The sequence below is a fragment of the Kribbella sp. VKM Ac-2569 genome (assembly GCF_004216905.1).
GTDB lineage: Bacteria > Actinomycetota > Actinomycetes > Propionibacteriales > Kribbellaceae > Kribbella.
Genome location: NZ_SGXJ01000001.1, coordinates 1549883 through 1574815 on the forward strand (window position 1 = coordinate 1549883; position 24933 = coordinate 1574815).

General features: G+C 68.8%; 25 protein-coding genes. 17 read left to right on the top strand and 8 right to left on the bottom strand.

All coding sequences use genetic code 11. The features are described 5' to 3' along the window. Positions 1-6 precede the first annotated feature (6 nt). The 3 genes from EV649_RS07195 to EV649_RS07205 are packed head-to-tail and all read left to right on the top strand — an operon-like array spanning position 7 to position 3070. Positions 7-1368, top strand: a complete 1362-nt coding sequence (locus tag EV649_RS07195) for a DHA2 family efflux MFS transporter permease subunit (protein ID WP_241997812.1) — start codon at positions 7-9, stop codon at positions 1366-1368. Next, complete coding sequence (locus tag EV649_RS07200; protein ID WP_130381690.1) at positions 1365-2315, top strand: sigma-70 family RNA polymerase sigma factor; 951 nt, start codon at positions 1365-1367, stop codon at positions 2313-2315. The genes EV649_RS07195 and EV649_RS07200 overlap by 4 nt, the downstream gene beginning before the upstream one ends. Continuing rightward, entirely contained in the window at positions 2315-3070 is a 756-nt protein-coding gene (locus tag EV649_RS07205; protein ID WP_130381692.1) for an isocitrate lyase/phosphoenolpyruvate mutase family protein, read from the top strand. The genes EV649_RS07200 and EV649_RS07205 overlap by 1 nt, the downstream gene beginning before the upstream one ends. Here the strand turns inward: EV649_RS07205 and EV649_RS07210 are convergent. Both EV649_RS07210 and EV649_RS07215 read right to left on the bottom strand, forming a co-directional pair. Further along, on the bottom strand, positions 3060-4652 hold the full coding sequence (locus tag EV649_RS07210; RefSeq protein ID WP_241997814.1) for an amidase: 1593 nt from the start codon (positions 4650-4652) through the stop codon (positions 3060-3062). The two genes, EV649_RS07205 and EV649_RS07210, sit on opposite strands and share 11 nt — an antisense overlap. Further along, positions 4652-4930, bottom strand: coding sequence for a hypothetical protein (locus tag EV649_RS07215; protein ID WP_130381696.1), 279 nt, complete (start codon positions 4928-4930; stop codon positions 4652-4654). The genes EV649_RS07210 and EV649_RS07215 overlap by 1 nt, the downstream gene beginning before the upstream one ends. A 176-nt stretch (positions 4931-5106) precedes the next feature. Here EV649_RS07215 and EV649_RS07220 point away from each other — a divergent pair, with 176 nt between their 5' ends. After that, positions 5107-5322, top strand: a complete 216-nt coding sequence (locus tag EV649_RS07220; RefSeq protein WP_130381698.1) for an antitoxin — start codon at positions 5107-5109, stop codon at positions 5320-5322. Between the two features lie 321 nt (positions 5323-5643). Then, positions 5644-6381, top strand: a complete 738-nt coding sequence (locus EV649_RS07225) for an SDR family NAD(P)-dependent oxidoreductase (RefSeq protein WP_157996199.1) — start codon at positions 5644-5646, stop codon at positions 6379-6381. 11 nt (positions 6382-6392) lie between these two features. Here EV649_RS07225 and EV649_RS07230 read toward each other — a convergent pair whose 3' ends face one another. Together EV649_RS07230 and EV649_RS07235 are read right to left on the bottom strand one after the other, a co-directional pair. Next, positions 6393-8729 (bottom strand): glycoside hydrolase family 95 protein, encoded by a 2337-nt coding sequence (locus tag EV649_RS07230; protein ID WP_130381702.1) that lies wholly within the window; start codon positions 8727-8729, stop codon positions 6393-6395. 97 nt (positions 8730-8826) lie between these two features. Next, positions 8827-10668 (bottom strand): ABC transporter ATP-binding protein, encoded by a 1842-nt coding sequence (locus EV649_RS07235; protein WP_241997816.1) that lies wholly within the window; start codon positions 10666-10668, stop codon positions 8827-8829. A gap of 165 nt (positions 10669-10833) precedes the next feature. Between EV649_RS07235 and EV649_RS07240 the strand changes: the two genes are divergently transcribed. Further along, positions 10834-11259, top strand: coding sequence for a MarR family transcriptional regulator (locus tag EV649_RS07240; protein WP_130381706.1), 426 nt, complete (start codon positions 10834-10836; stop codon positions 11257-11259). A gap of 142 nt (positions 11260-11401) precedes the next feature. Here EV649_RS07240 and EV649_RS07245 read toward each other — a convergent pair whose 3' ends face one another. Next, complete coding sequence (locus EV649_RS07245) at positions 11402-12382, bottom strand: alpha/beta hydrolase-fold protein (RefSeq protein WP_277875632.1); 981 nt, start codon at positions 12380-12382, stop codon at positions 11402-11404. A 103-nt stretch (positions 12383-12485) separates the two neighbouring features. Between EV649_RS07245 and EV649_RS07250 the strand changes: the two genes are divergently transcribed. Further along, positions 12486-13181, top strand: coding sequence for a TetR/AcrR family transcriptional regulator (locus EV649_RS07250; protein WP_130381708.1), 696 nt, complete (start codon positions 12486-12488; stop codon positions 13179-13181). Between the two features lie 6 nt (positions 13182-13187). Here EV649_RS07250 and EV649_RS07255 read toward each other — a convergent pair whose 3' ends face one another. Continuing rightward, positions 13188-14105 (bottom strand): 2-dehydropantoate 2-reductase, encoded by a 918-nt coding sequence (locus EV649_RS07255; RefSeq protein WP_130381710.1) that lies wholly within the window; start codon positions 14103-14105, stop codon positions 13188-13190. Positions 14106-14161: 56 nt separating this feature from the next. On the opposite strand from EV649_RS07255, the gene EV649_RS07260 reads away from it, so the two are divergent. From EV649_RS07260 to EV649_RS07270, 3 genes are read left to right on the top strand one after another with little or no spacing between them, the layout of a single operon-like run. After that, positions 14162-14689, top strand: a complete 528-nt coding sequence (locus EV649_RS07260; RefSeq protein WP_130381712.1) for an ABATE domain-containing protein — start codon at positions 14162-14164, stop codon at positions 14687-14689. A gap of 53 nt (positions 14690-14742) precedes the next feature. Then, a complete protein-coding gene (locus EV649_RS07265; protein WP_130381714.1) occupies positions 14743-15270 on the top strand; it encodes a hypothetical protein in 528 nt (175 codons plus the stop codon). Next, positions 15267-16148, top strand: coding sequence for an alpha/beta hydrolase (locus EV649_RS07270; RefSeq protein WP_130381716.1), 882 nt, complete (start codon positions 15267-15269; stop codon positions 16146-16148). Before EV649_RS07265 ends, EV649_RS07270 begins: the two co-directional genes overlap by 4 nt. On the opposite strand, the gene EV649_RS07275 is transcribed toward EV649_RS07270, so the two are convergent. Together EV649_RS07275 and EV649_RS07280 are read right to left on the bottom strand one after the other, a co-directional pair. Next, positions 16145-16873 (bottom strand): hypothetical protein, encoded by a 729-nt coding sequence (locus EV649_RS07275; RefSeq protein ID WP_130381718.1) that lies wholly within the window; start codon positions 16871-16873, stop codon positions 16145-16147. The two genes, EV649_RS07270 and EV649_RS07275, sit on opposite strands and share 4 nt — an antisense overlap. Before the next feature lie 46 nt (positions 16874-16919). After that, positions 16920-17780: a LysR family transcriptional regulator gene (locus tag EV649_RS07280; RefSeq protein ID WP_130381720.1), complete on the bottom strand. Its 861-nt coding sequence runs from the start codon at positions 17778-17780 to the stop codon at positions 16920-16922. A gap of 75 nt (positions 17781-17855) precedes the next feature. Here EV649_RS07280 and EV649_RS07285 point away from each other — a divergent pair, with 75 nt between their 5' ends. From EV649_RS07285 to EV649_RS07315, 7 genes are all read left to right on the top strand, one after another. Next, positions 17856-18326, top strand: a complete 471-nt coding sequence (locus EV649_RS07285; protein ID WP_130381722.1) for a hypothetical protein — start codon at positions 17856-17858, stop codon at positions 18324-18326. Between the two features lie 88 nt (positions 18327-18414). Further along, positions 18415-19428 carry a LacI family DNA-binding transcriptional regulator gene (locus tag EV649_RS07290; protein WP_130381724.1) on the top strand — a complete coding sequence of 338 codons (1014 nt, stop codon included), beginning with the start codon at positions 18415-18417 and terminating at the stop codon, positions 19426-19428. Positions 19429-19468: 40 nt separating this feature from the next. Next, positions 19469-20431 (top strand): Gfo/Idh/MocA family oxidoreductase, encoded by a 963-nt coding sequence (locus EV649_RS07295; protein WP_130381726.1) that lies wholly within the window; start codon positions 19469-19471, stop codon positions 20429-20431. Positions 20432-20442: 11 nt separating this feature from the next. Next, positions 20443-21456 (top strand): Gfo/Idh/MocA family oxidoreductase, encoded by a 1014-nt coding sequence (locus tag EV649_RS07300; RefSeq protein WP_130381728.1) that lies wholly within the window; start codon positions 20443-20445, stop codon positions 21454-21456. 3 nt (positions 21457-21459) lie between these two features. Next, complete coding sequence (locus EV649_RS07305) at positions 21460-22281, top strand: Gfo/Idh/MocA family oxidoreductase (RefSeq protein WP_130381730.1); 822 nt, start codon at positions 21460-21462, stop codon at positions 22279-22281. 288 nt (positions 22282-22569) lie between these two features. Then, the gene (locus tag EV649_RS07310) at positions 22570-23259 is read left to right on the top strand and encodes a 2OG-Fe(II) oxygenase (RefSeq protein ID WP_241997818.1); all 690 of its coding nucleotides are present in this window, start codon (positions 22570-22572) and stop codon (positions 23257-23259) included. Positions 23260-23314: 55 nt separating this feature from the next. After that, a complete protein-coding gene (locus EV649_RS07315) occupies positions 23315-24928 on the top strand; it encodes an HNH endonuclease signature motif containing protein (protein WP_157996200.1) in 1614 nt (537 codons plus the stop codon). Positions 24929-24933 lie beyond the last annotated feature (5 nt).

Here is a 24933-nt window from a genome sequence, read left to right on the forward strand (position 1 = left end):
TTGGGCTTGGCCTCGCTCGGGTCGGTCATGGTGGCGCTGGACACCCTGGTGGTGGCCGCGGCGCTGACGACGATCCGCAGCGACCTCGGCGCAACCGCCGAGCAGCTGGAATGGACGGTCAACGCCTATGGACTGAGTTTTGCGATGCTTCTGATGACGGCCGCCGCGATCGGCGACCGTCTGGGCCGCCGCCGTACCTATGCCGCCGGTTTGGCGCTTTTCACCGCCGCCTCCGTCGCGTGCGCGCTGGCCACGACGCTGCCGTTCCTGATCGCGGCCCGGGCCGTGCAGGGCATCGGTGCGGCGATGGTGATGCCGTTGGCGATGAGCCTGCTCGGGGCGGCGTTCCCGCCGGAGCGGCGCGGCCAGGCGATCGGCGTGTTCAGCGGCGTGACCGGGATCGCCGTACTCGGTGGGCCGCTGATCGGTGGCGCGGTCACCGAGGGATTGTCGTGGCAGTGGATTTTCTGGATCAACGTGCCGATCGGCGCGGTCGCGATCGCGTTGGTGCTGACGAAGATCCCGGAGAGCACCGGCCCGGCGCGACGGCTGGACCTGGTCGGCGCGGTGCTGATCAGCCTCGCCGTACTGGGGCTGGTCTGGGGCACGGTGCGCGGTGAGTCGGCCGGGTGGACGAGTACCGAAGTAGTGGGTGCTTTCGCGATCGGGATCGTGATGCTGGCGGCGTTCGCGTGGTGGGAGCGGCGGACGGACCACGCGATGGTGCCGCTGGAGTTCTTCCGGAACCGGACGTTCACCGCGGCGAACTCGGCCGGGTTCTTCCTCAGCGCGGCGTTGTTCAGCGCGGTCTTCTTCCTGTCGCAGTACATGCAGGCCGTGCTCGGATCGGCGCCGTTCAAGGCCGGTCTGCAACTGCTGCCGTGGACGGCGACGTTGTTCATCGTCGGCCCGATCGCCGGCCGGCTGGTCGACCGCATCGGCGAGCGCCCGCTGGTCGTGATCGGTATGGCGCTGCAGACCGCCGGCATGTTCTGGGTCAGCCGCGGCGCGGACCACTACTGGGAACTGATCGTGCCGCTGGTCGTCACCGGTTGCGGGATCTCGCTCGCGATGCCCGCGGCGCAGAGCGCGGCGATGGCGGCGCTGCCCCGGGACGCCGTCGGGATCGCGTCCGGGATCTACAGCATGAACCGGCAGATCGGCGGCGCGGCCGGGGTCGCGGTCCTCGGCTCGGTCTTCACGGCGGCCGGCGGCTACACCGGCCACGGCTTCGGCCGGGCGCTCGCGGGATGCGGCGTACTGTCGTTGCTCGGGGCCGTCTCGGGCCTGGCGATCGCGGCGCGCCGCCGTAGCGGTGATCGTAGGGGCGATGTCGTGGTGGCGAAGGAGGCGGAACGAGTCCGATGAATCTCGAGGAGGAGTTCGCGCAGCATCGGGGCGAGTTGGTCGCGCACTGCTACCGGATGCTCGGCTCGTTGCACGACGCCGAGGACGCGGTCCAGGAGACGTACCTGCGCGCCTGGCGTGGTCACGCGGACTTCGAGCACCGTTCGTCGGTCCGGACCTGGCTGTACCGGATCGCCACGAACGTGTGCGTGAACCTCCTGCAGCACAGCAGCCGCCGAGTCATCCCGTCGGCGCTGGGTGCCCCGGGCAACGATCCCGACGAACTGCACGCCCAGGCGCTGGAGGTGCCGTGGCTGGAGCCGTTCCCGGATCAGCTGCTCGGGGCCGACCCGGCCACGGTGGTCGGTGATCGCGCGAGCCTGCGACTGGCGATGGTCGCCGCGATGCAGCACCTTCCGCCGCGGCAACGCGCCGTACTGATCCTGCGCGAGGTGCTCACGTGGCCCGCCGCGGACGTCGCCTCGTTGCTCGACACAACAACCGCAGCGGTGAACAGTTCACTGCAGCGCGCACGTGCCGAGCTCGCCCGGTTGCGGCCGCGGGAGGACGAGTTGAGCGAGCCGCACGAACCGTTGCGGCGGGCGTTGCTCGACCAGTTCCAAGCCGCGATGGAGAGCAAGGATCTCGTCGTACTGGAAGGGCTGTTCAGCGCGGATGCGCGGTGGGAGATGCCGCCGATCCCGACGTGGTTCAGCGGGCGTTCCGACGTACTGCGGTTGCTCGACGCGAAGCTGCGCCCGGGTCCGGGACAACGGGTCCTGGTCGAGACGTCGGCGAACGGCCAAGCGGCCTTCGCGCTCTACATCCGCGGCACGGACGACCTGTTCCACGCGCACTCGATCAAGGTGCTGACGTGCACCAAGGACGCGATCTCGGCCGTGCTCGCGTTCCACCAACCTGCTTTGTTCCCAGCCTTCGGGCTGCCCCTGATCCATGGGAGATCTTGATGTCATTGGCAACCACTCTGCGGGGACTGCATGTCCCCGGCACGCCCCTCGTCGTACCGAATGCGTGGGACGCCGCCTCGGCCCGGATGGTCGAGGCGGCCGGCTTCGCAGCGGTCGCGACCAGCAGCAACGCGACGGCCGCGGTTCTCGGGTACGACGACGGCGAGCACGCGCCCGTTGACGACGTACTGGCCGGTGCGGCGCGGATCGCGCAGTCGGTGTCCGTCCCGGTCACGGTCGACTTCGAACGCGGGTACCGGCTGGCTCCGAGTGAACTCGTGGAACGCTTCCTCGCGACCGGGGCCGTGGGACTCAACCTGGAGGACTCCGACCCGGCGACCGGGTCGATGATCGACGTTGGTGAGCAGGCGGACTTCCTGGCCGCGGTCCGTGCCGCGGCCGGTGACGCGCTGGTGATCAACGCGCGGATCGACGCGTTCATCCGCAAGGCCGGTACGGCCGACCAACAACTGGCAACCGCCCTCGACCGCGGGAACCGCTACCTGGCCGCCGGCGCCGACTGCGTGTACCCGATCGGCGTCGGCGACCTGGACCTGATCTGCACGCTCACCACGCAGCTCGACGGCCCGGTGAACGCCGGCTACGGGCAGGGCGCGAACTCGGTCGCGGACTACGCGGCACGCGGCGTGGCTCGGGTCACCTTCGGCCCGATGTTCCAGCGGCACCTGTACGCGAAGTTCGCCGACGCGCTCCTGCCCGCGATCGCCGCGGACCACAATCCGTTCACTGCATGAGATCGGGGACTTCCTCGGCGTGGATTCGGCCGCGGTCCTGCGCTTCGGCAGACCGTAGAGCGGCGGGGGCTGCGGTCGGATCCGCGGGGCGGCGATGGTGCCAGTCGGTGACGGCCTGGTAGGCGGCGGCGACGGAGAGAAGGCGGTCCTCGCCGAACGGCTTGCCGCCCAGGATCGTGCCGATCGGTACGCCGTTCGCGGTGAACCCGATCGGCAGGGCCAACTCGGGAAGTCCGAGCGCGTCGAACGGTGTCGGGGACGTCTGCACCACCATGTCGCACTGCTCAAAGAGGTCCTCGAGGACCCGCTCCAGCAGGACCACCTTGGCGCGCTGGCCGATCAGGAACTCGTTGGCTCCCAGCAATGCGCCCTGCAACCAGCCGGTCACGGACACACCGAAGCCGCGGAGGTTCGACTGCAGCATCGGAAGGAACGGCTCACTCCGCTCGGGGAGCCGGACACTGTTGAAGGCTGCGTTGGTGAGCAAATCCCACTCGTCCGGCATGGTCACGTCGACGACTGACAGTCCCTCGATCCCCGCGAGGACATCGAGTGCCGTCGTACGGGCGGCGGCGGACTCCGACGTACCGCTGGTGAACCCGGGGATCACGCCGATCCGGGTCCGCCAGCGAGCCCGTCCCGGTCGCACCGGTGTCGCGGCCGTCATGAGATCGGGCACCGGCGGAAGCCCTTGTGTTCTTGGGTCTTCCGGGTCCTCGCCCGCCATCGCGGTCAGCATGATCGCGGCGTCCATCGCGTCACGCGCGAGCGGGCCGGGGTGGTCGCGGGTGTAGCTCAGCGGCACGATGCCGTGCAGCGACACTCGACCCATGGTGGGCTTCAGTCCGGTCAGGTTCTGGGCGTTCGACGGTGCGGTGATCGACCCGCCGGTCTGCGTCCCGACCGCCGACGTCGCGAGTCGGGCTGCGACCGCGGTCGCCGATCCGGATGACGAGCCGCCTGGGTCCGTGGTGGGATCGTTCGGCGTCCAGGCGTTCACGGTGGTGATCCGGCCGTCCGGCGTCGTCGCCCGAGTGGTTGCCAGCGGCCCCATCTGGGTCTTGCCGAGGACGATCCCGCCGGCCGCGGTCAGCCGTCGTACGGCGGTCGCGTCGAAGGGCGGCACGAAGTCGGCGAACAGGTACGAGTTCGCGGTCGTGGTCACACCCCGCGTGTAGTAGTTGTCCTTGATCGCCAGCGGGATGCCGTGCAGCGCACCACCGCGGGTCCGGCCGAGCGCACGGGCACGTTTGAGCGCCTCGTCGGCGAGCACCAGGTTGAACGCCTGGTACGCCGAGTCGAACTCGGTGATCCGTGCCAGATGAGCCTCCACCAACTGTTCGGGCTTCAGCTTGCCCTTGCGGATCAGCGTGGCGGCTTCGGCGATGGTGAGCTCGCTGACGTCCACCGATCTCGCCGGTACGTCGACCAAACCCGCCGTACCCGTCGACGCTGTGGACGCGGGGGCTGCGTGCGCGACGGCCGGTAGCGCTACCGAGCCGACCGCGGTGGCGGCGGCCAGTGCGCTTGCGCGGTGGAGGAACGATCGCCGATCGACCTGGCTGTCCTGCGGCTCGCTCATCATGCCTCCCGGGCGACGTCGATGGACGGGTACAGCTTCGGCGGAGCGGCCTGCTGAGCGAGCCGGGCGTCCGCGGCGAACGTGTACGAGCTCAACGGCAACACCGTCGTACGCATGAAGCCGCGCAGGCTGGCGAGCACCGAGTCGCGGCCCGGGCTCCCGGTGTCCGGATCCGGCGCGCTCCCGGCCGGCAACTGTTCGAGATCGATTCCGATGGAAGCCAGACGCGCCCTGATCATCACGTCCAGTTCGGCGTCGGTGGGCTGACTGAGACTCACGAGTCCCCTCCCGGTCGTGGCGGCAACCTGTCAGCCTGTTATGTCATCTTCAACTACTCCGCAGGTTTCGTGGGGATCACCACCAGATTGCGGCGCCCGGTGGTGTGGGATCGGATCGATCGGGTACTGACGGTTCGGTAGTAGAAGGCAACCATCGAGAGAACGGGGAAACCACGATGGGCATGTTCGACAACATGAAGGACAAGGCCGGCGATCTGGTCGACGAGCACGGCGACAAGGTCGACGAGGGCCTGGACAAGGCCGGCGAGTTCGCGGACGAGAAGACCGGCGGCAAGTACGGCGACAAGATCGACCAGGGCACGGACATGGCCAAGGACCAGCTGGACGGTCTCGACGGCCAGAACGACGACATCCCGGACAACCAGTCCTGAGCCAGTCCTGAGTCGAGCCCACCTGAGGCGGCCGCGGACCTCACCGCGGCCGCCCAGGGGTCGGCCTGCTCAGCGCCCGGGAACGCTTTACCAGTTGGTCGATGCTGCGCGCAACAAGTTCCCTGTGGGCCCGCTGAGGGCCGGCTGAGAGTTCAGATGAATGCTGCCGGCGACCACGCGGTCGCTGGTGGTCAGAAACGCTCACAGGGCTACGTCTCACGCGCTGCAGGACGTACTCTCTGGTTCAAGGGGTGGGTTTGGGTCTGCAGGGGGGAACTGCATGATGCTGGATTTTTGCCTGCGCTCGGGGACGGTCAGCCGATGACGCCACTGCGGCGGATTCTGGTCTGGATCTCTGGTGCGTCGGCGGGACTGGGGGCTGCGCTGGCGGCGACGATCCCGTTCGAGAGCGTGGAACTGATCGATATCTCGCGTCGCGGCGGTACGCCGGGCACGCAACACGTCGCGGTGGATCTCGCCGACCCGGAGTCGTGGCCGGTAGTCGAAAAGGACTTCCGGCAACGAATCGAGGCCGGCGATCCGCAACTGGTGGTGTTCATCCACAACGCCGGGACGCTGACACCGCTCGGCTCAGCGGATCACGTCGACACCGAGCAGTACACGCGCAACGTGCTGCTGAACTCGGCGGCCGCACAGGTGCTCGGGCAGTCGTTCCTCAGCGCGGTGTCCGGACGGGACTGCGAGCAGCACCTGATCATGGTGTCGTCCGGCGCAGCGAGCCGACCGCACGAAGGCGAATCCAGCTACTGCGCGGGCAAGGCAGCGATCGACCAGTGGGTGCGCACCGTCGGGCTGGAACAGCAGCGCCGAAGTCCCGGCTGCCGGGTCATCTCCGTGTCACCTGGCTCGGTCGACACCGACATGCAAGCCGAGTTACGAGCGGCCAGCCCCGACGAGGTGCCGGTGTCGGCCCGCTTCCGCGAAATGCAGGCCCTCGGCCACCTCGCGAAGCCCGAGACCGTGGCGCGGACGATCTGGTCACTGCTCGACCGCGATCTCCCCAGCGGAACCGTGCTGCACGTCCGCGACGTGACCTGAAGTGCGGGCACTCATCCGCTGATTGTCCAGGTGCGTGAGACCCCGGCGGCGAGAGACACCTCCTCGCGCTGCTCCCGGTGCCGGAGTACGACGGTGGTGTCCCGGTCGGCCGTGAGTACGGCGTTGGCCGCATCCGGGGACCAGGTGAGGTCAACACGGACACCGCCGCGGGCGCGGAGACCTGTGATCGAGCCCTCCGGCCACGCGTCCGGGAGCGCGGGGAAGATCTCGAGTTCTCCGGTGTGGCTCTGCAGCAGCATCTCGGCGATCCCGGCGGTCGCACCGAAGTTGCCGTCGATCTGGAACGGCGGGTGCGCGCAGAACAGGTTCGGGTACAGACCGGAGCCATCGCCGACGTAATCGGTGCCGGAGTCTGCGGCCGGGGTGAGCAGTTCGCGGACCAGGCGGTGGGCGGCGGCACCGTCGCGGAGCCTTGCCCACAACGAGATTCGCCAGGCCAGTGACCAGCCGGTGCTCTTGTCGCCACGCAACTCCAGGGTGCGGGTGGCGGCCGCTGCGAGTTCCGGCGTACCGTCCGGGGTGATCTGGTCGCCGGGGTGCAGGCCGATCAGGTGGGACGTGTGGCGGTGCTGCGGCTCGGCCTCGGGCAGGTCGGCCAGCCACTCCTGTAGTTGCCCTTGGCTACCGATCTTGGGGTCGGGGATCCGCTTGCGGGCTTCCGTCAGGTCGTCGATCAGCGGGTCCGTGAGGCCGAGCTCGGCGGCGGTCTGCGCGCAGCGGTCGAACAAGTCGGCGATCAGCGACAGGTCCATCGTCGACGAGGTTGTGACCGAGGCCAGCTTGCCGTCTTCGGCGACGTACTCGTTCTCCGGTGAGGTGGAGGGGGCGGTGCCGAGGGTGCCGTCCGGGAGTTCGACCAGCCAGTCCCGTGCGAATTCGGCGGCGCCTCGGAGGGTCGGCCAGACGTCGTTCAGGTACTCGCGGTCGCCGGTGAACGCGTAGTGGTCCCAGAGGTGACGGCACAGCCAGACGCCGGCCATCGGCCAGTTCGACCACTTCGGATTGCCGTCGACAGGCGCGGTCCAGCACCAGGCGTCGGCGTTGTGATGAGCGGTCCAGCCTTTGGCGCCGTACAGGTGTTCGGCGGTACGGCGGCCTGCTACGGCGAGGTGTTCGACGTAGTCGAGGAGGGGTTGGTGGCACTCGGAGAGGGACGTGGTCTCGGCGGGCCAGTAGTTCATCTCGGTGTTGATGTTGACCGTGTAGTTGCTGCTCCACGGCGGCTGCAGGTGCTCGTTCCAGATCCCTTGCAGGTTGGTCGGCAAGCCACCGGGGCGGGAGCTGGAGATCATCAGGTAGCGCCCGAAGTTGTAGATCAGCGCAGCCAGCCCGGGATCATCCCCCGCCTCCACAAGCCGCCGATCGGTCGTCAGCTCCTTTGCCGAAGGAAGCACGAGCACAGAACGACGGAACAGCCCTTGGTAATCGCGGACATGCTCATCCCGCAGCACCGTGGCTGCCTGAGCAAGGGCGGTGCTGACTGCGGTGTCGGCTGTCTGTTGGCACTCGTCTGCGGTGCGCGTGGGGGCGGTGTGTGGGTCTTCGTAGCCGGTGGCTGTGGAGAGGACCACCAGGAGTTCCGTGGTGTTGCTGACGGTCAGTTGGTCGTCCGTGGGCGTGAGCGTGCCGTCGGTGTGCGCACGCAGTACGACGGCTGCGTTCATCCCGCGGTCGTCCCCGTCGGAGTACTGGATCGGCTCGGCGACGTTCCCGTGGAGCGGGGCGACCGACGACGGACAGGTGGCTAGCAGCGCTAGGCCGTTGTCGCCGAGGGTCTGCGTGGTCGCGCGGAGCTTCGAGGTGAGGCTGAGCGTCACCGTCAGCGGCTGCGAGGCGCCCAGACGTAGGACCAATGCCTGCGCCGGCGCACTGACGAAGACCTCCTGCCAGACCTCGACACCGCCCACCTCGTACTCGGCGCGGGCGAGCGCGGTGTCCAGGTCGAGCCGGCGACGGTAGTTCGTGACCGCACCGGCGGACTCGAAGTCCAGCAGCAGGTCGCCGAGCGGGAGATAGGCCTGTGAGTGACCGCTGTGAAACCCGTGGGCAAGCTCCTCGGCCGCGCGCACATCACCCGCCGCCAGCGCCGCCCGCACCTGCTCAACCGCACCCGCCCCAACCTCGCCGGTTGGAGTCTCGAGGCGGCGGGTTGTTGCGGGGCTGCCGGACCAGCAGGTTTCGTCGTTCAGGGCGATCCGGTCCTGCGTGGTGCCGCCGAACCACATCGCGCCGATCCGGCCGTTGCCCAGCGGGAGCGCCGCCAGCCAGTCCGCCGCGGGAGCGTCGTACGTCAACTCGGTGGCGGCCGCAGTCATCCGATCTCTCATGGCGCGATCCTCCCCCGCCCACACACCGTCCCGCGACCGGGGGTCCGACTACTGGTCACCCCAACGGCCTGGCGGTCCGGGTCAGGCGCGGGTCGGGTCAGGCGGCCTCGGCGAACTGGGTTGCGTAGAGGTCGGCGTACAGGCCGCCCTCTGTGAGCAGTTCGTCGTGGGTGCCGCGTTGCTGGATGCGGCCTTCGTCGAGGACAAGGATGACGTCGGCGTTGCGGATCGTGGAGAGGCGGTGCGCGATGACGAGCGACGTACGGCCGACGAGTGCATTCGCGAGCGCGGTCTGGACGGCGGCCTCGGACTCGGAGTCGAGGTGCGCGGTCGCCTCGTCGAGGATCACGATCGACGGGGACTTGAGCAGCAGCCGTGCGATCGCGAGGCGCTGACGTTCACCACCCGACAACCGGTATCCGCGATCCCCGACGACGGTGTCGAGACCGTCCGGCAGGCTGTCGACGAGCGTCGCGATCTGCGCCGCCTCGAGCGCCTGGTGCAGCTCGTCGTCGGTCGCGTCCGGGCGGGCCAACTGCAGGTTGGCGCGGATCGTGTCGTGGTACATGTGCGAGTCCTGCGTGACCACGCCGATCGCCGCACGGAGCGAGGCCTGGGTGACTTCGCGTACGTCGTGACCGCCGACCAGGACCGCGCCGCCAGTGGCGTCGTACATCCGGGAGACGAGCGAGGAGAGCGTGGACTTGCCGGCACCGGACGGGCCGACGACGGCGACCATCTGCCCGGGCTCGACGGTGAAGGTGACGTCCTTGAGGACCTCTTCCCCGGTCTCGGCCGACAACGTCGCGACCGACTCGAGCGAGGCAAGTGACACCTCCTTGGCGGACGGGTAGTGGAATGACACGTGGTCGAACTCGATCGACGGCTCCGCGGCCGGCGGGAGCGTCTTCGCATCCTTGCGGTCGGCAACCATCGGCGGGAGGTCGAGCACCTCGAGCACCCGCTCGAAGCTGACCAGCGTGGTCATGATGTCGACCTGCATGTTCGAGAGCGCGGTCAAGGGACCATACAGACGGTTCAGGTACGCCGTCAGCGCGACGACCGTACCGATCCCGAGCGCCCCTTCGACGGCGAAGACCCCGCCGACGCCGTACACGAGAGCGACCGCAAGCGCGGCTACCAGGGTGAGCGAGACGCGGAAGACACCGGCGTACATCGAGGTGGTGACGCCGATGTCGCGAACCCGGGCGGCCTTGCCGGCGAAGTCCCGCGAGGCGTCCTCGGTGCGGCCGAAGACCTTGGCGAGCACCGCGCCGGCGACGTTGAAGCGCTCGGTCATGGTCTGCGCCATGGTGGCGTTCAGCTTGTACGTCTCCGCTGTTGCCGTGCGCAACTTTCCGGCGAGCAGCCGGGCCGGGATGACGAACAGCGGGAGGACGACGAGCGCGAGCAGCGTGATCTGCCACGACATCACGAACATCGCGGCGAGCACGAGCGTGACGCTGAGCAGGTTGCTGACCACGTTCGAGAGCGTGGAGGTGAATGCCTGCTGGGCGCCGAGCACGTCGCCGTTGAGGCGCTGGATGAGCGCGCCGGTCTGCGTCCGGCTGAAGAACGCGACGGGGAGCTGCTGCACGTGGTCGAACACGGCGGTGCGGAGGTCGTAGACGAGACCTTCGCCGATCCGCGACGAGAACCAGCGTTCGACGAGGGTGATCGCACTGTTCACGATCGCCAGCAGTGCTACGACGAGGGCGAGCCAGACGACCACCTGGGCGTGACCCGGCACGATGCCGCGGTCGATGATCGCCTTGAACAGCAGCGGGGTGACCGCGCCGGTGCCGGCGTCGAGCGCGACGAGGACGAGAAAGGCGGCCAGATAGCCGCGGTACGGACGGGCGAACCCGAGGATCCGGCGGAGCGTGCCCGCCGACAACTTGTGGTGCCGGACGGAGGAGTCCTTCAACAGCGAGCGCATCGCACGGCCGCCGCCCCCTCCCCCACCCGGAAATCCGGAAATCTGCGACATGCAGTTCCTTCCAGTCAGGGATCAAAACATACTGAGGTTACCTCACTATGAGCTAACCTCACAAGATGGTGTTTTGTTCCCCGCGGGCACGAGAGCTCCCATTAGGCTCTGCACATGCATGCCCCTGATGACGCGGCCGAGCAGATCGCGGCGCTGCTGGACGGGATCGTTCGGCGGCAGCGGCGGGCTTCGCGGGAGGGGTTCGGGGAGAGCGTCACGCACGGGCAGTTCCGGGTACTGCGGACGCTCGATCGCGCGGAACATGCGCTGCGGCTGAGCGAACTGGCGGCACAGCTGGGGATCGTGCCGCGGTCGGCGACCTCGGTCGTCGACGACCTGGAGGCGGCCGGCCTGGTGGCACGGCAGCCGGACCCGCACGACCGGCGGGCCACCCTGGTGGATCTCACGCCTGACGGGCGAAAGATCCTGACCACCCTCCGCGAGAAGCGCCGCGACGTGATGGTCAGCCAACTGTCCCGCCTGACCGCAGCCGAACAACAAACCCTCGCCGAACTCCTCGAGCGCCTCGCCGAGGAATAACTCACACGCCGTACCCCGCACTCGGGCCCCCGCCTCTCGTGGGTTGGCGTCCGTGATGCAGGGTTTGCGCACGGGATCTCGGACGCAAACCCTGCATCTGATGGGTCAACCCACCAGCGGTGGGGGAACCGGGTGAGGTGGGTCAGGCCTTCTTCAGGTGGGCGATGATGCCGTCCAGGTCTTCGATCATGCGGTTGGGGCGGACCATGTGGCCGCCTGGGTCTTCGTAGGCGGTGCAGGGAATGTTGGCCTTGTCCAGGGCGGCGCGGAACTCGCGTTGGCCGGCCAGGACCTGGGTCTCGTTGGCGTAGTCGAACGGGTCGGGGCTCGGGCTGGTGCCGGCGACCAGGAAGATGCGCTTGCCGCGGTACCGCTCGAGGTTCTCCATCGGATTGTCGGCCGTGACGCGTGCCTCGTCCCAGGCCGGGGCGCCGTAGATCGTGCCGCCGGCCAGGTCGACGGCCGCGGAGGACACGTTCGCCCAGTGCACGACCAGGCCCGCGTCGCGGCGGACGCTCGCCGGGCCGGAGTGCGAGCTGACGGAGGCGAAGTGGCCGTAGTACTTCGCCGTGTACTTGAGCGCGCCGAACCCGCCCATCGAGAAGCCGGCGACGGCACGGCCGGCGGACTCGGCGTACGTGCGGAAGTTGGCGTCGATCCACGGCACCAGCTGGTTGAGGTGGAAGCTCTCCCAGTTGCGCGGACCGGTGTTGGAGCTGACCGGGTTGGAGTACCAGCCGGCCTTGCCGCCGTCCGGCATCACCACGATCATCGGCTTGCCCGCGGTCCAGTCGCGGATGCCGAGGGGGTCGAACGCTCTGAAGTCCTGGTTGCCGCCGTGGAGCAGGTACAGCACAGGGTAGGTGCGCCCGCTGGTGTGATAGTCACTCGGCAGCAGGACGTTGACGGCCGGGGCCCAGCCGATCGCGTCGGTCTGGAAGCGGTAGTACCACATCCGCGGATCGTCTTCGTTCCGCTCGGTGATGTGCAGGCCGAATCCGTCGTCGGCCGCACTCGCGGCGAGGGAGGTGGCCAGAATGGTGCCGGCGCCGAGGCCGGCGGCGACGGTCAGCCCGCCGGCGGCCTTCAGCATCGTGCGCCGGGTGGGGCGAGGTGCGCTCACCATGATCTCCTGAGGAGTAAGGGACAGAACATTCACCGTCGGTGACGGTGATGATCTAAGTTAGTAGCATAACTTTGGGGTCAGACCCCGCCAGAGGAGAGTTGTGACAGCGAATCCGCCCCGCCGGAAGACCGGCGGTCGCCAGGCACAGATCACCATCGCGGACATCGAGCGGGAGGGCCTGCGACTCGGCCTGACCAACCTGACCGTGAACGGGGTCGCGACCGCGCTCGGCGTCAGCCCGACCGCGCTGTACCGGCACGTCGACGGCAAGCTCGGGCTCGAGGCGCTGGTCGGTGAGGCGGTACTGCGGGAGCTGCACATCGTCGACGACCCGGACGACGACGTCGAGGCGCACCTGTTGTCGTTCGCACGGCAGTTGCACACATTCGTGCTCGAGCGCCCCGGGCTCGCCGCGTACCTGCAGGGGCTGTTCCCGCGCGGCGAGGCCGGCATACGGCTGCAGCGGGAGGCGGTCGAGGCGCTCGGCCGGCGCGGTTACAGCCCGGCCGGCGCGGTGCTGATGTCCGGCACCGTCGCATCGCTGGCGATCAACCTGACCGCGGCCGAGGAACGGCATCGCCCGTACTTCGAAGGGCCGCACCAGCGCGAACTGGAGAAGGTCTACGCGCTCCTCGCCGCGGACGAGGTCTTGAGCGCGGCGCACCAGGAACTTCCGATGATCACGTCCGAGCCGTACTTCCGGATGGTGATGACCGGCTGCATCCGCGGCCTGGTCGCCGCGGCGCCGCCGAACCGCCCGGTGATGGACGTCCTCACCGACCTCGGGTTGGAGTAGACGGGGTCAGTTGCCAGCGGCAAGCGCTCGGGCGCCGGCGAGCTCGAACAGGAACGTGTTGACCGGTGTCGGGACGCCCGATTCGTCGCCGAGCCGTACGACGGCGCCGGTCCAGGCGTCGAGCTCCGACGGGCGGCCGGCGATCAGATCGCGCTGCAGCGACGTGGTCCCGTCGGCCGGGAGCTGATCGACCCAAGCGAGCGTCCGCGGTACGACGTCCTCGGCAAGCCGAATGCCTCGCGCCAACGCGATGTCGCGGATCTCCGTGGTGGCCTCGGTGAGCAGCCGGCGGGTGGCGGGGTGGGTGCGGAGTACGCCGTACCCGGCGCCGGTCGCCGTACCGAGACCGCCGCCCGGGACGACCGAGAGGAACTTCGTCCACAACGCCGCCCAGATGTCCTCCGGAACGGTCGCCTGGAGGCCCGCCGCGACGAACGCGTCGCGCAGCAGGCCGGTTCGCGGCGTGGCCGTGTTGTCCCATTCGCCGAAGTTGAGTTTCCCGTTGCCGAGATGCCGGATGACGCCGGGACTCTCGACGTATGCGATCACCTCGGCGGCGCCGGGGAGTACGGCGTCACGCCCGTAGATCTCGGCGATCTGATCGGGGGCCTCGACTCCGTTCTGCACCGTGACGATCGCGGTGTCCGGTCCCACGAGCGGGCGGATCGTGTCGATCGCCTCGGGTAGCTGCCACGTCTTCACGCAAGTCAGCACGTAGTCCACCGGGCCTACCTCGGCCGGCGCGTTGGTCGCCTGCACCGGCAGTTGCAGGTCACCTGCCGGGCTGCGCACCACGAGCCCGTCGGCCTTCAGCGCCTCCAGGTGCTTGCCTCGCGCCACGAACGCCACGTCCTGTCCAGCGGCGGCCAGCCGCGCGCCGAAGTACCCGCCCACACCGCCCGCGCCGACGATCCCGATCCTCACAAGCCGCTCCTTCGGTTACCGGTTCAACTGGTAACGGCGATGATAGACTATTCGGCATGGACACGCGCTTCACCTGGGTCGGCGGGCGGCCGTCGGTCGACTTCACCGCGACCCTCGGCAAGCGTGAGCAGACGCCGTTCGAGCGGATTCCGGAGCCTGCCGATCTCGGTCGCTGGTTCCGCGAAGCCGGCCTTACGCTGGACGAGCCGGCAGTCCCGGGGCGTGCGTACCGCCAGGCCGTCGAGTTGCGGGAGGCGTTGTACCGGCTGTTCACCGGGACGACGTACGCCGCCGATCTCGAGGTCGTCAATCGGTGGAGCAGCCGTCCGTTGGCCGGTCCTCGACTGACCGCGGAGCTTCGTGCGGAGAGTGCGGCGGTCGATGTGCCCGGTCTGCTCAGTGGTTTGGCTCGGGACGCGGTCGAGTTGCTCAGCGGTCCGCTTGGCGATCGGATCCGGACGTGTGCCTCGGATGAGTGCTCGCTGCTGTTCGTTGACGCGAGTCGTGCGGGGCGGCGGCGGTGGTGCTCGATGAACACGTGCGGGGCGCGCGCGAAGATGGCGACGTACCGAGCGGTGGATTGAGGGTTTCGCGCAATCGAGCGAGGTGGGGGCGGTCGGGCTGGTTGATTGTCGGCATGCGTACACCGACTACAACACCGGCTCAGGCGGCCGGGATGATCCGGCGGGACCAGGACCTGTTGCTGCGCCGGATCGAGGGATTGAGCGAGGACGAACTGCGGGCGCCGTACGACGTGACCGCCGGGCCGCTCGGGGACTTCTGCGACTCGTTGCACGACCTGGTCGCGCACGTGCTGATGTGGGACGAGATCACCCTCGCCGTACTGCGGGACGCCCGGGCGGGACGCCTGCATTGGAGTCTCGATCCGCGCTGGGAGACCGCCGAGATCGGGCGCGCACTCAACCTCGGCGGCGTCGAGGCGGGCCGGCGGATCCCGTCCGAACTCGTGCTGCACCGGTTCCACACCGTCGGCGACGCACTCGTCGACGAGATCTCGCGGTACGACGAGGAGACCTGGACGGACCCGTCGACGGGTGCCGGGTTCGACGGCGGGATCGGGGCGCTGGCGGAGTACGTCTCGACGACGCCCGACGGGATCCTGTTCGCGCATGCGGCGCGGCACCTGCAGCCGGTGAGCGCATGACGCCCGAGCTTGTCGACAGCCCGGAGTACGGACCGGAGACGGACGCGCTGCTGAAGTTGCTCGCCGATCAGCCCGGCTACCCCGAGCTCGATCCGTACCAGGCGCTACTGCTGGATCGGGAGGATCTGCCGGATCCGGCGCTGGCGGGTGAGCGTGACCCGCGGCCGGGGATCGAGGACCTCGTGATCGACCTGCCGGGACGGTCTCTCGACGCACGGATCTACCGCATGTCGCCGGAGCCTCGACCGATTCTGCTCTGGCTGCACGGTGGTTCTTTCATCGGCGGGCATCTGCGGGACATCGAGTATGCGACGTCCGGGATCGCTGCCGGCGGCAACGTTACTGTGGTTTCCCTCAACTATCGGCTCGCACCGGAGAATCCTTATCCTGCAGGGCTTCTCGACGTTCACGACACTCTTCAATGGATTCGCGCGAACCTCGGTGGAGACGGGCGGATCGCGGTAGGCGGGCAGAGTGCGGGCGCGGCATTGGCTGCCGGGGCGTGTCTGCTCGCTCGGGACGAAGGTGGTCCGCTCGCCGATCGTCAGGTCCTGTGTTACCCGACGTTGGACCTACATCCCGACGTCGAGTGGCACGAGTGGTACTTCCCCGCGGACGACGTACCGGCGACCGCCGTGCCGCTGCGGGCCGACTCGCTCGTGGGGCTTCCGCCGACACTGATGCTGGCGGCCGGGCGGGACTCGTTGCGCGACGACGCGCTGGCGTATGCGGGTCGCCTGGAGCAGGACGGCGTACCGACGCGGCTGGTCGAGTACGCGGACACGATGCACCCGTTCCTGAACTTTCCGGGAGCACTGTCCGCCGGCCGCCACGCGGTCGAGCTGATCGCCGCGGACCTTCGTACTGCGTTTTCTTAGTGGTCGGCGCGGTGGGTGAAGAAGCGGGCCGGGTTGCCGGCGGCGCGCGGGTTCGACGCCAGCCAGACGGCGAACGAGTCTGGGTGGCGGCGTTCGAGTTCGTCGAGGTAGGCGCGGCGTACGTCGACCATCGCCTGTCTCCGGTCGGGGCTCATCGCGCGCTGGAGTTGGGTGAAGCTTCGTCTCCAGGCTAGGCACAGCTCCTCGTCGCTCAGCTCGCCGACGCTCCGCACCACGGCGACCAAGTACTTCGGCATCGGCCAGTCCGCGGCCGGGTCACCGTCGGCCTGGACGGCGTTCAGCTGACGATTCGATGCCTTGGGCAACCTGATCGGCCGGCGGGGCAGTGTCCGCCGCGCCGGCCGGTCGGCCCGACCTGAGCGCAACCAGCCGATGACCGGCGGAGACACGCAGACCATCAGCAGGAGCAGTGTCACGGTGCGGGCTCCGATCGCGGCGGCGTACCCACAGACCGCGAGTACGCACAGTCCGCCGAGCACCGCTCCGCGGGGAACCATATTGTGCAGGTCCGAGGTCGGCAGATCGCGGCCGAGCCCGACGCTGAGGCAGATTGCTCCGGCGGTGAAGGCGGCGACCATGAAGACCGCCAGGTTTGTCGCCGGTGACACGAACACCAGCGAAGTGACCACACCGAGAACGGCCAGCAGTCCCACGGCTGCCCGCCAGATCCGCAGATACCGCAGCTCGACGTCCACCATGCTCACCCAGTGCCCATCACCCGGTCCTCCAACCGGAGTCGACAAGCTCCCCCTAGACCAGTGTTACTCGTTTCAGGGCAGTAATGAAGACCGCCGTGGCCGGCGGGTCGGGCGGTTCGCCGTACGTGGCGAGCAAAATGCGGCGAACGACCGGCAATTCGGTCGCTCGCACCCCGTCGGCGAGGTGCGCCCGCAACGCCAGACCGGGCGTGGTGGTGACACCGAGACCGGCGCGGACGAGGGCCTGCTTGACGATCACATCGTCGCTGGTGAACGCGATCCGGGGCGTGAAGCCGGCGCCTGCGCAGTGCTGCAACAGCTCGTGGCGGCAGTTCACGCAGCCTGCGATCCAGTCCGACTCCCGATGGTCGGCAAGGGTTTCTCCGGTCCGGCGGCTGAGCAGATGGATCGGGTCGTCGCGCAGGTACGTGTACCGGATGCCGTCGTCCGGCTGCTCGTCGTCGTACCGGAAGACGATCGCGAGATCGATCTCACCTGCCCGCAGCTGCTGGACGGCGACCCGCGGGTGGACGTCGGTCAGTTCGAACTGGAGGTTCGGGTGCTCGCGGCGGAGCTCGGCCGCCGCGGGTGGGACGAGTTCACTGAGCGCCGAGCTGAAGGCGCCGACCCGGACCAGGCCGGAGCGCAGGCCGACGAGGGCGGCGAGCTCGGCGTCGGCGGCGTCGACGCGGCCGACGATCTCCGCGGCGCGGCGCGCGAGGACCTCGCCCTCCGGGGTGAGGCGGATGCCGCGGCCGGCCTTCTGGACGAGCTTCGCGCCGGTCGCGGCCTCGAGCCGGGCGAGATGGTGGCTGACGGTGGGCTGCGTGTAGTGCAGCGCCGCGGCCGCCGCGGTGACCGAACCGTGCGCGGCGACCGCAGCCAGCACCCGCAGCCGGACGAGATCGAGCATGTATCGATGTTATCTATGCTTCGGTCGCGACGTTGGCATTGGACGCATGGGTCAGGCCGGAGCAGGCTGGATGCCATGAACGGCACAGTGATCTGGCACATGACGATGTCCCTCGACGGCTTCATCGGGGACCGCGACGACAGGGTCGACTGGATGTCCGCTGCCGATGGCGGCCCGTCCGGGCTCGGCGCGGAGGTGATCGCGACGTGCGGCGCGTTCCTGTGCGGCGGCAGACGCGTCGAGTTGGTCGGCGAGAGCCGTCCGTACGGCGGGGCTTGGCAGGGCCCGATCCTCATCTACACCCGCAAGGACCCGGCCACGAACCCGATCCCGGAGTTCACGTACGTCTCCGGCGACATCCGCGACGTCGTGGCCCATGGCCTGGAGGCAGCCGCGGGAAAGAACCTGGTCGTCACGGGCGGCACGGTCCCCCGCCTGGCGGTCGAAGCCGGTCTCGTGGACGAAGTCGTCCTCCACATCATCCCCTCCTTCTCGGCGAGGGTGTCCGCTTCTACGACAGCCCCGGCGTACACCCCACCAAACTGAAACTCCTGACTGCCGAGAACCTGAACTATCGGTTCGAGGTCATGAAGTAGAGGGTGCAACCGGTTGCATGGAGCCTTATGGTGTGGGCATGGCATCACGTGCCGGCCGGGCGCCGGGGGTCACCATCGGGGACGTCGCGGCCGCCGCCCAGGTTTCGCGGTCGACGGTGTCGCGCGCCTTCACCCGGCCGCAACTGCTCAGCCAGGAGACCGTCGAGCACGTCCGCGCGGTCGCAGTCCGGCTCGGGTACGTCGGCAACCAGGCGGCGCGGGCACTCTCGACGGGACGGTTCGGGAACATCGCGGTCGTCGTACCGGATATCGCGAACCCGTTCTTCCCGCCGCTGGTGCGGAGCCTGCAGTTGGCCGCGGAGACCGCCGACCTTGCGGTGTTCCTCGGTGATTCCGACGAGTCCGCGGAGCGGGAGGCCAAGCTGATCGCCCGGCTGGCGCCGCAGGTCGAGGGGTTCGTGCTTGCCTCGCCGAGGCTGTCCGAGGAGTTGATCCGCGAGTTGGCGGCGACGCGTCCCGTCGTACTGGTCAACCGCGATCTGGACGGGATCTCGCGGGTGCTGATCGACTCGTCGGGCGGGATGACCGAGGCCGTGCTGCTGTTGAAGAAGCTCGGCCACAAGCGGCTCGCGTACCTGGCCGGGCCGCGCGACTCATGGTCGGACCAGCAGCGGCGGGAGGTGCTGACGCAGACGTCTGCCAAGGCGGGGCTGACGGTGGAGATCGTCGAGGTCGGGCGGCCGACCTACGCAGCCGGGCGGGACTCGGTGTCGGCGGTTGTGCGATCGGGCGCGACCGCGGCCATCGCTTTCGACGACGTGGTGTCGCAGGGCGTGCTGGCCGGGCTCGAGGTGCGCGGCATTTCGGTGCCGACGGACTTCAGCCTGGTCGGCTGCGACGACACCCTCGCCGCCCTCACTACACCGGCCCTGACCAGCGTTTCCGCGGGTGCCGCAACAGCGGGTACGGCGGCTGCGAAACTGCTCGTCAACCTGCTGGAGGCCACCGAGCCGAGCGCCGAGTGCGTCACGATCGCGACCCACCTGGTGACGCGCGCGACGACCGCGGCGGCACCGAAGTCGACGCCCTGATGCGTTGACGTGCAACCGGTTGCATGCTGGAATCACGATCATGACGCGTATCGCCATCGTCGGCGCCGCCCATCCGCATGTGGCCTATGCGACCGCGGAGGTCGATCAGGTCGCCGAGTACGAGCTGGTCGCGGTGGCGGATCCGTCCCGCGAGACCGCCGAGCGGTGGGCCGCGCCGTACGACGCCAAGGTGTTCACCGATCACCAGCAGATGCTGCGCGAGGTCGAACCGGATGTCGTCATGGTCGCCGGGATCTACGGCGACCGCGGTCAGGTTGTGGTCGACGCTCTGAACGCGGGCTGCCACGTGATCGCTGACAAGCCACTGTGCACGACGCTGGAGGACCTTGACGCGATCGCCGAGGCCGCCGACCGCACTGGCCGCCACGTGACCCTCCTGCTGGAGAAGCGGTACTACCCCGTCACCATCGCCGCGCTGGGCATCGCGGAACAACTCGGCACGATCCACGGCGTGACGTCGTCCGGCCCGCACAAACTGAACCGTCCGACCCGGCCCGCGTGGTTCTTCGAGCGCCAGCGGTACGGCGGACTCCTCAACGACCTCGCCGTCCACGACATCGACGCCGCACTGCTCTTCACCGGCCTGACCGGCGGGACCGTGAGTGGCTCGATCGTGGACAGCTCGTACGGCGTCGCGACGCTGAGCGGACACGGTGCGGTCATCACCGCGGGCGTGGACTGGATGAACCCGGCCGGCTCGCCCGTGCACGGTGACTACCGGATGAAACTCGTCGGCACCGGAGGCACCGCCGAGCTGCTCTGGGCACGCAACCGCCTCGTTCTCACCACAACCGACCTCGCGCCGCACGACGTACCGCTGCCTGCTGGTCATCGGCCGGCCGAGCTCGTCCTGCAGGCGCTTGCTGCAGGCAACGAACCGGACATCACCACCGAGCGCGGCCTGCTCGCGACGCGGCTCGCACTCCTCGCGCAACGGTCCGCCGAGAACGGCGGCGTACCCATCTCCTGGACGACCGACTGAAGAGAGGTCCTATGCGTTTCGCCCTCATCGGTGCCGGCGCGATCGGCGCCGTGCACGCTCGCCTCATCGAAGCCCTCGGCGACGAGGCCGTTCTGGTCGCCGTCGTGGATCAGAACCTCGAACGCGCCGGCAAGCTCGTCTCGGAGTACGGCGGTCATGCTTATGCGACGGCCTCCGAGGCGTACGCCGCCGAGGAGGTGGACGCCGTCGGGATCTGCTTGCCCAGCGCGCTGCACGCCGATGTCGCCGTCGAGGCGCTGCGGGCCGGCAAGCATGTGATCGTCGAGAAGCCGGTCGACATCACGCTCGCCGCCGCCGACCGGCTGATCGAGGCGCAGCGGGAGACCGGGCTGACCGTCTCGGTGATCAGCCAGCGCCGCTTCCAGCCGCCGGTCGCGCAGATCCGGGCCGCGATCGACAGCGGCGCCCTCGGGCGCGTGACGTCCGGGATCGCCGAGTCGGCGTTCTTCCGGCCGCAGTCCTACTACGACGGCGACGACTGGCGCGGCACCCTCGCGATCGACGGCGGCGGCGCCCTGATGAACCAGGGCATCCACGCGCTCGACCTGCTGGTCTGGATGCTCGGTCGGCCGGTCCAGGTGAGCGCGCAGACCGGTCGGCTCGCCCACTCGGGGATCGAGGTCGAGGATCTGGCCGGTGCATCGATCGTCTTCGAGAGCGGAGCGATCGGACTGATGCTCGCCAGTACAGCCGCGTACCCGGGCCGTCCGGTGCGGCTGACGATCCACGGCGATCGAGGGACGGCGGTCCTCGACGACGATCAGCTTGCGTACTTCGCCTCGGCGGACTCCTCGGAACCCGAGGTGCCTGTGCTGGCAGGGCCGGATGGGTGGGGTCCCGTGGAGCTCGCGCATCTTGCGCAGTACCGCGACTTCATCGGCGCTATCCGCGAAGGCCGCCCGCCGGCGGTGACGCTGGAGGCAGGGCGTCGGTCGTTGGCGACTGTGCTCGCTGTCTACGAGTCCGCCCGTTCAGGACATCCGGTCTCGTTGAAAGAGGACTGACCCATGCTGCGCGTCGCCCTGGTTGGTACCGAGAACAGCCACGCGGACGAGATCGTCCGGCACCTGAACGTCGATCCCGTCGCTGATACTGCCCGCATCGTCGCGCTGGTCGGCGCGGATGACGAACGCAACCGGAAACTCGCCACGACCGGTGGCATCACTGAGCTCGTACCGACCTCGGCCGAGTTGCTCGGCAGCGTGGACGCGCTGATCGCCACCAATCGGGACGGCGCGTTGCATCGCAAGCACGCCGTACCGTTTCTGGAGGCAGGTGTCCCGGTGTGGGTGGACAAGCCGTTGGCCGCGAGTACGGCGGATGCGCGGGCGATCCTGGACGCGTCGCGGCGCGGTGGTGCGCCGGTGACGTCGTACTCCGCTGTGCGCTGGGTCGCGGACGCGGATGCACTCGCTGCGGCGTCGGTCGGTGAGCTGCAGGCGGTCACGGTGACCGGGCCGGCTGATCCGGACAGTGAGTACAGCGGGATCTTCTTCTACGGGATCCATGCGGCTGATCTGGCGCAGCGGTTGGCTCCTGGCGAGCCCGGTCCGGTGACGGTGGAGCGTGTTGGGTCCACTGTCGTCGTGCGGTACCTGTGCGGCGGGGTGCTGGTGACGTTGCAGTTGGTGAAGCCGACGGACGACGGGCGGGTGCCGTTCCATGCCGAGCTCGTCGGGCGGACGGGGCTGGTTAGTCGCGACGTACGGCTCGACTCTGAGTACGTCGTACCTGGGCTGAAGGTCTTCCTCGGGATGCTCGAGACCGGTGAACGGCCTCTCGATGACGCCACCATGCTGGCTCCGATCACGGTGCTGGAACAGGTGTGAGGCGCCTCGTTGCTCGCGTTCTAGCTCGTCGACGGCTCGGTGACGACTGCCACTGCTGAGGTGAGTGCGCCGACGGAAGGAGCCGGGTACGGCGCTGGCTCGATCTACTGCAGGAGTTCATGCAGTTGCGGGACGCGTCCGGGCAGGAGTTGCTCGTCGAGCCGGCGATCCCGTTCTGGTTCGACAGCTCGAACTGCTGTACCGCGATCACGTGGCGCGGGCCCGAGGTAGCCCTCACATACGTCCGGGCTGCGCCGTTCCATGGGTATGAACAGGTACGAACGACGCGTGGCCGGAGCCGACTGGGACGCCGTGGCCGCTTCGGTTGATGACCTCGGTTGTGCGCTGCTGCCGCAGCTGCTGACGCCGGCCGAGGCTGCGCGGATAGCTGGGATGTATGACGACGTACAGCGGTTCCGGGCGACGATCGACATGGCGCGGTATCGATTCGGCGAGGGGCAGTACCGGTACTTCGATCGGCCGTTCCCGGAGGCTGTGGAGGCGTTGCGGCAGGCGTTGTATCCGCGGCTGCTGCCGATTGCGCGGGAGTGGTACTCGAGGCTCGGGCGAGAGGCCGAGTGGCCGGACACGCTCGACGAATGGCTCGACGTGTGTCATCGGGCGGGGCAGGAGCGGCCGACGCCGATCCTGCTGCGGTACGGCGCGGGCGACTGGAACGCGTTGCACCGTGATCTCTATGGCGACAAGGTGTTCCCGCTTCAGGTAGTGATCAATCTGAACGATCCTGGCGTCGATCACACCGGCGGTGAGTTCCTGCTGGTCGAGCAGCGGCCGCGGGCGCAGTCGCGGGGTACGTCGACGCTGATCCCGCAGGGGCACGGGTTGGTGTTCACGACCCGTGATCGTCCGGTGAAGTCGGCGCGCGGCTGGTCGGCGGCGCCGGTGCGGCACGGCGTCTCCGCGATCCGCTCAGGGCAGCGCCATACGCTCGGGCTGGTCTTCCACGACGCGAAGTGAGGTTTCGCGGAGGGGGATTTGGTTTTGCGGTGTATTCGAACATATGATCGATTGCATGAGTGAGTGTCCGGTCGATCGGCCAGCCGACGAGACCAGCGGCCCGTTGGGGGCGCCGGTCGGACGTGCGCTGTCTGTCGTGCCTGGTGCGCCGGGAGCAGCGATGGCGGACGAGGCAGCTCGGGATGATCACTGGGATGCCGAGTTCTTGGCGTTGGTCGACCGGGTGCGCGCTGATGCGCGGCTCGCGGCTCGGCACGGACTGCTCGGCCGGTATGACGAAGAGAACGACCCGGACCGTGGTGTCGGGTTGTTCGAGGCGGTGGCGTTCCAGGAAACGTCGGAGTTGAGCGATTCGGGCTGGCTGAATCGGCACGAGGCGATCGTCCGGTTGGAGGCACGGCTGGCCGCCATGAAGGCAGAGGCGACCGCCGGGTACGAGGCCTCGTTGCACGGGGTGTCCGCCGATCTCGGGCGCCGCCACCCCGAGCCCGGGGATCGGGAAGCGGAACCGGGCGAGCGTCGATGGGTGGCGGGTGATCTCCGGTCGACTGCTGATGAGCTCGCGTTGGTGTGGCAGATGCACAAGGGCGCTGCGATGGTCCGGATCCACACCTCGTGCGAGTTGGTGCACAACTTTCCGGCCACGTTGCGGGCGCTGGAGGAGGGCCAGCTGACGGAGCGGGCCGCATTCACGATCGTGCGGGAGTTGTCGGTTCTGGACGATCCGGACGCTCGGCGTGCGGCCGAGACTGCACTGCTGGAGTGGGCCGGGAAACATCCCTTGCAGAAGCTGAAGCAGGAGGCGCAGCGGGAGGCCGCGCGGCGGTCACCGGAGGCGCGTAGCAAGGCGCATGCGCGGGCGATGGATGAGCGGTCGGTGCGGATCTTCCCGAACAGTGACGGCACGGCTGAGCTGGTCCACACCCACGATGCGTTGGACGCGGGCGCGGTGATGAACAGCCTGACCCGTGCGGCGGCGCGCCGGCGTCGTCAGGGCGACTCCCGTTCCATGGACCAACTGCGCGCCGACATCGCCCTGGCTCGGCTTCTACCGCGGACTGACACTCGCGGACCGGCGGAATCAGTCGACAACGCGGACGCTGGACTGCACGACGACTCGACCGTTGGCGCAGACGCCACCGTAGCCATCCATGCGACCGGCGCCGAGATCCGCGCGCTGATCGACGGCGAGAACAGCACTGGCGGGACGGCCGAACACTACGGGCCGATTCCTCAGGAATCCCTGCGCAAGCACCTCACTCGCGCCCTGACTCAGAGTCTCCTCGGGAATGCCGGCCGGTCCCGGATCGGCCTTCGGCTCAGCGACGAGCCACCGACCGGAAAACCCGACAGGTACACACCGGATGCTGCGACCGACCGCTTCGTCCGCCTGCGTGATCGAACCTGCCAGTTCCCCGGGTGCAACCAGCCTGCCGAGTTCGCCGATGTCGACCACCGCGTCGCCTTCGCAGAAGGCGGCCGCACCACCACGGACAATCTCCACTGCCTCTGCCGGCACCATCACCGCCTCAAGCACGAAGGCGGATGGGTCGTCACATCCAATCCCGATGGCACGTCGACATGGGCCAGCCCTACGGGTCGGCGCTACCGCACGCCTCCGCCTGATCGCGGCGGTTCTGATCCACCCGAATCTGGGCCGCCACGGTGATCGTG

Excerpts from the sequence above, each read along its gene's own strand:
- EV649_RS07200 (WP_130381690.1), top strand. The coding sequence starts at position 1,365 with ATGAATCTCGAGGAGGAGTTCGCGCAGCATCGGGGCGAGTTGGTCGCG.
- EV649_RS07205 (WP_130381692.1), top strand. The coding sequence starts at position 2,315 with ATGTCATTGGCAACCACTCTGCGGGGACTGCATGTCCCCGGCACGCCC.
- EV649_RS07210 (WP_241997814.1), bottom strand. The coding sequence starts at position 4,652 with ATGAGCGAGCCGCAGGACAGCCAGGTCGATCGGCGATCGTTCCTCCAC.
- EV649_RS07220 (WP_130381698.1), top strand. The coding sequence starts at position 5,107 with ATGGGCATGTTCGACAACATGAAGGACAAGGCCGGCGATCTGGTCGAC.
- EV649_RS07225 (WP_157996199.1), top strand. The coding sequence starts at position 5,644 with ATGACGCCACTGCGGCGGATTCTGGTCTGGATCTCTGGTGCGTCGGCG.
- EV649_RS07230 (WP_130381702.1), bottom strand. The coding sequence starts at position 8,729 with ATGAGAGATCGGATGACTGCGGCCGCCACCGAGTTGACGTACGACGCT.
- EV649_RS07235 (WP_241997816.1), bottom strand. The coding sequence starts at position 10,668 with ATGCGCTCGCTGTTGAAGGACTCCTCCGTCCGGCACCACAAGTTGTCG.
- EV649_RS07240 (WP_130381706.1), top strand. The coding sequence starts at position 10,834 with ATGCATGCCCCTGATGACGCGGCCGAGCAGATCGCGGCGCTGCTGGAC.
- EV649_RS07260 (WP_130381712.1), top strand. The coding sequence starts at position 14,162 with ATGGACACGCGCTTCACCTGGGTCGGCGGGCGGCCGTCGGTCGACTTC.
- EV649_RS07265 (WP_130381714.1), top strand. The coding sequence starts at position 14,743 with ATGCGTACACCGACTACAACACCGGCTCAGGCGGCCGGGATGATCCGG.
- EV649_RS07270 (WP_130381716.1), top strand. The coding sequence starts at position 15,267 with ATGACGCCCGAGCTTGTCGACAGCCCGGAGTACGGACCGGAGACGGAC.
- EV649_RS07280 (WP_130381720.1), bottom strand. The coding sequence starts at position 17,780 with ATGCTCGATCTCGTCCGGCTGCGGGTGCTGGCTGCGGTCGCCGCGCAC.
- EV649_RS07285 (WP_130381722.1), top strand. The coding sequence starts at position 17,856 with ATGAACGGCACAGTGATCTGGCACATGACGATGTCCCTCGACGGCTTC.
- EV649_RS07290 (WP_130381724.1), top strand. The coding sequence starts at position 18,415 with ATGGCATCACGTGCCGGCCGGGCGCCGGGGGTCACCATCGGGGACGTC.
- EV649_RS07295 (WP_130381726.1), top strand. The coding sequence starts at position 19,469 with ATGACGCGTATCGCCATCGTCGGCGCCGCCCATCCGCATGTGGCCTAT.
- EV649_RS07300 (WP_130381728.1), top strand. The coding sequence starts at position 20,443 with ATGCGTTTCGCCCTCATCGGTGCCGGCGCGATCGGCGCCGTGCACGCT.
- EV649_RS07305 (WP_130381730.1), top strand. The coding sequence starts at position 21,460 with ATGCTGCGCGTCGCCCTGGTTGGTACCGAGAACAGCCACGCGGACGAG.
- EV649_RS07315 (WP_157996200.1), top strand. The coding sequence starts at position 23,315 with ATGAGTGAGTGTCCGGTCGATCGGCCAGCCGACGAGACCAGCGGCCCG.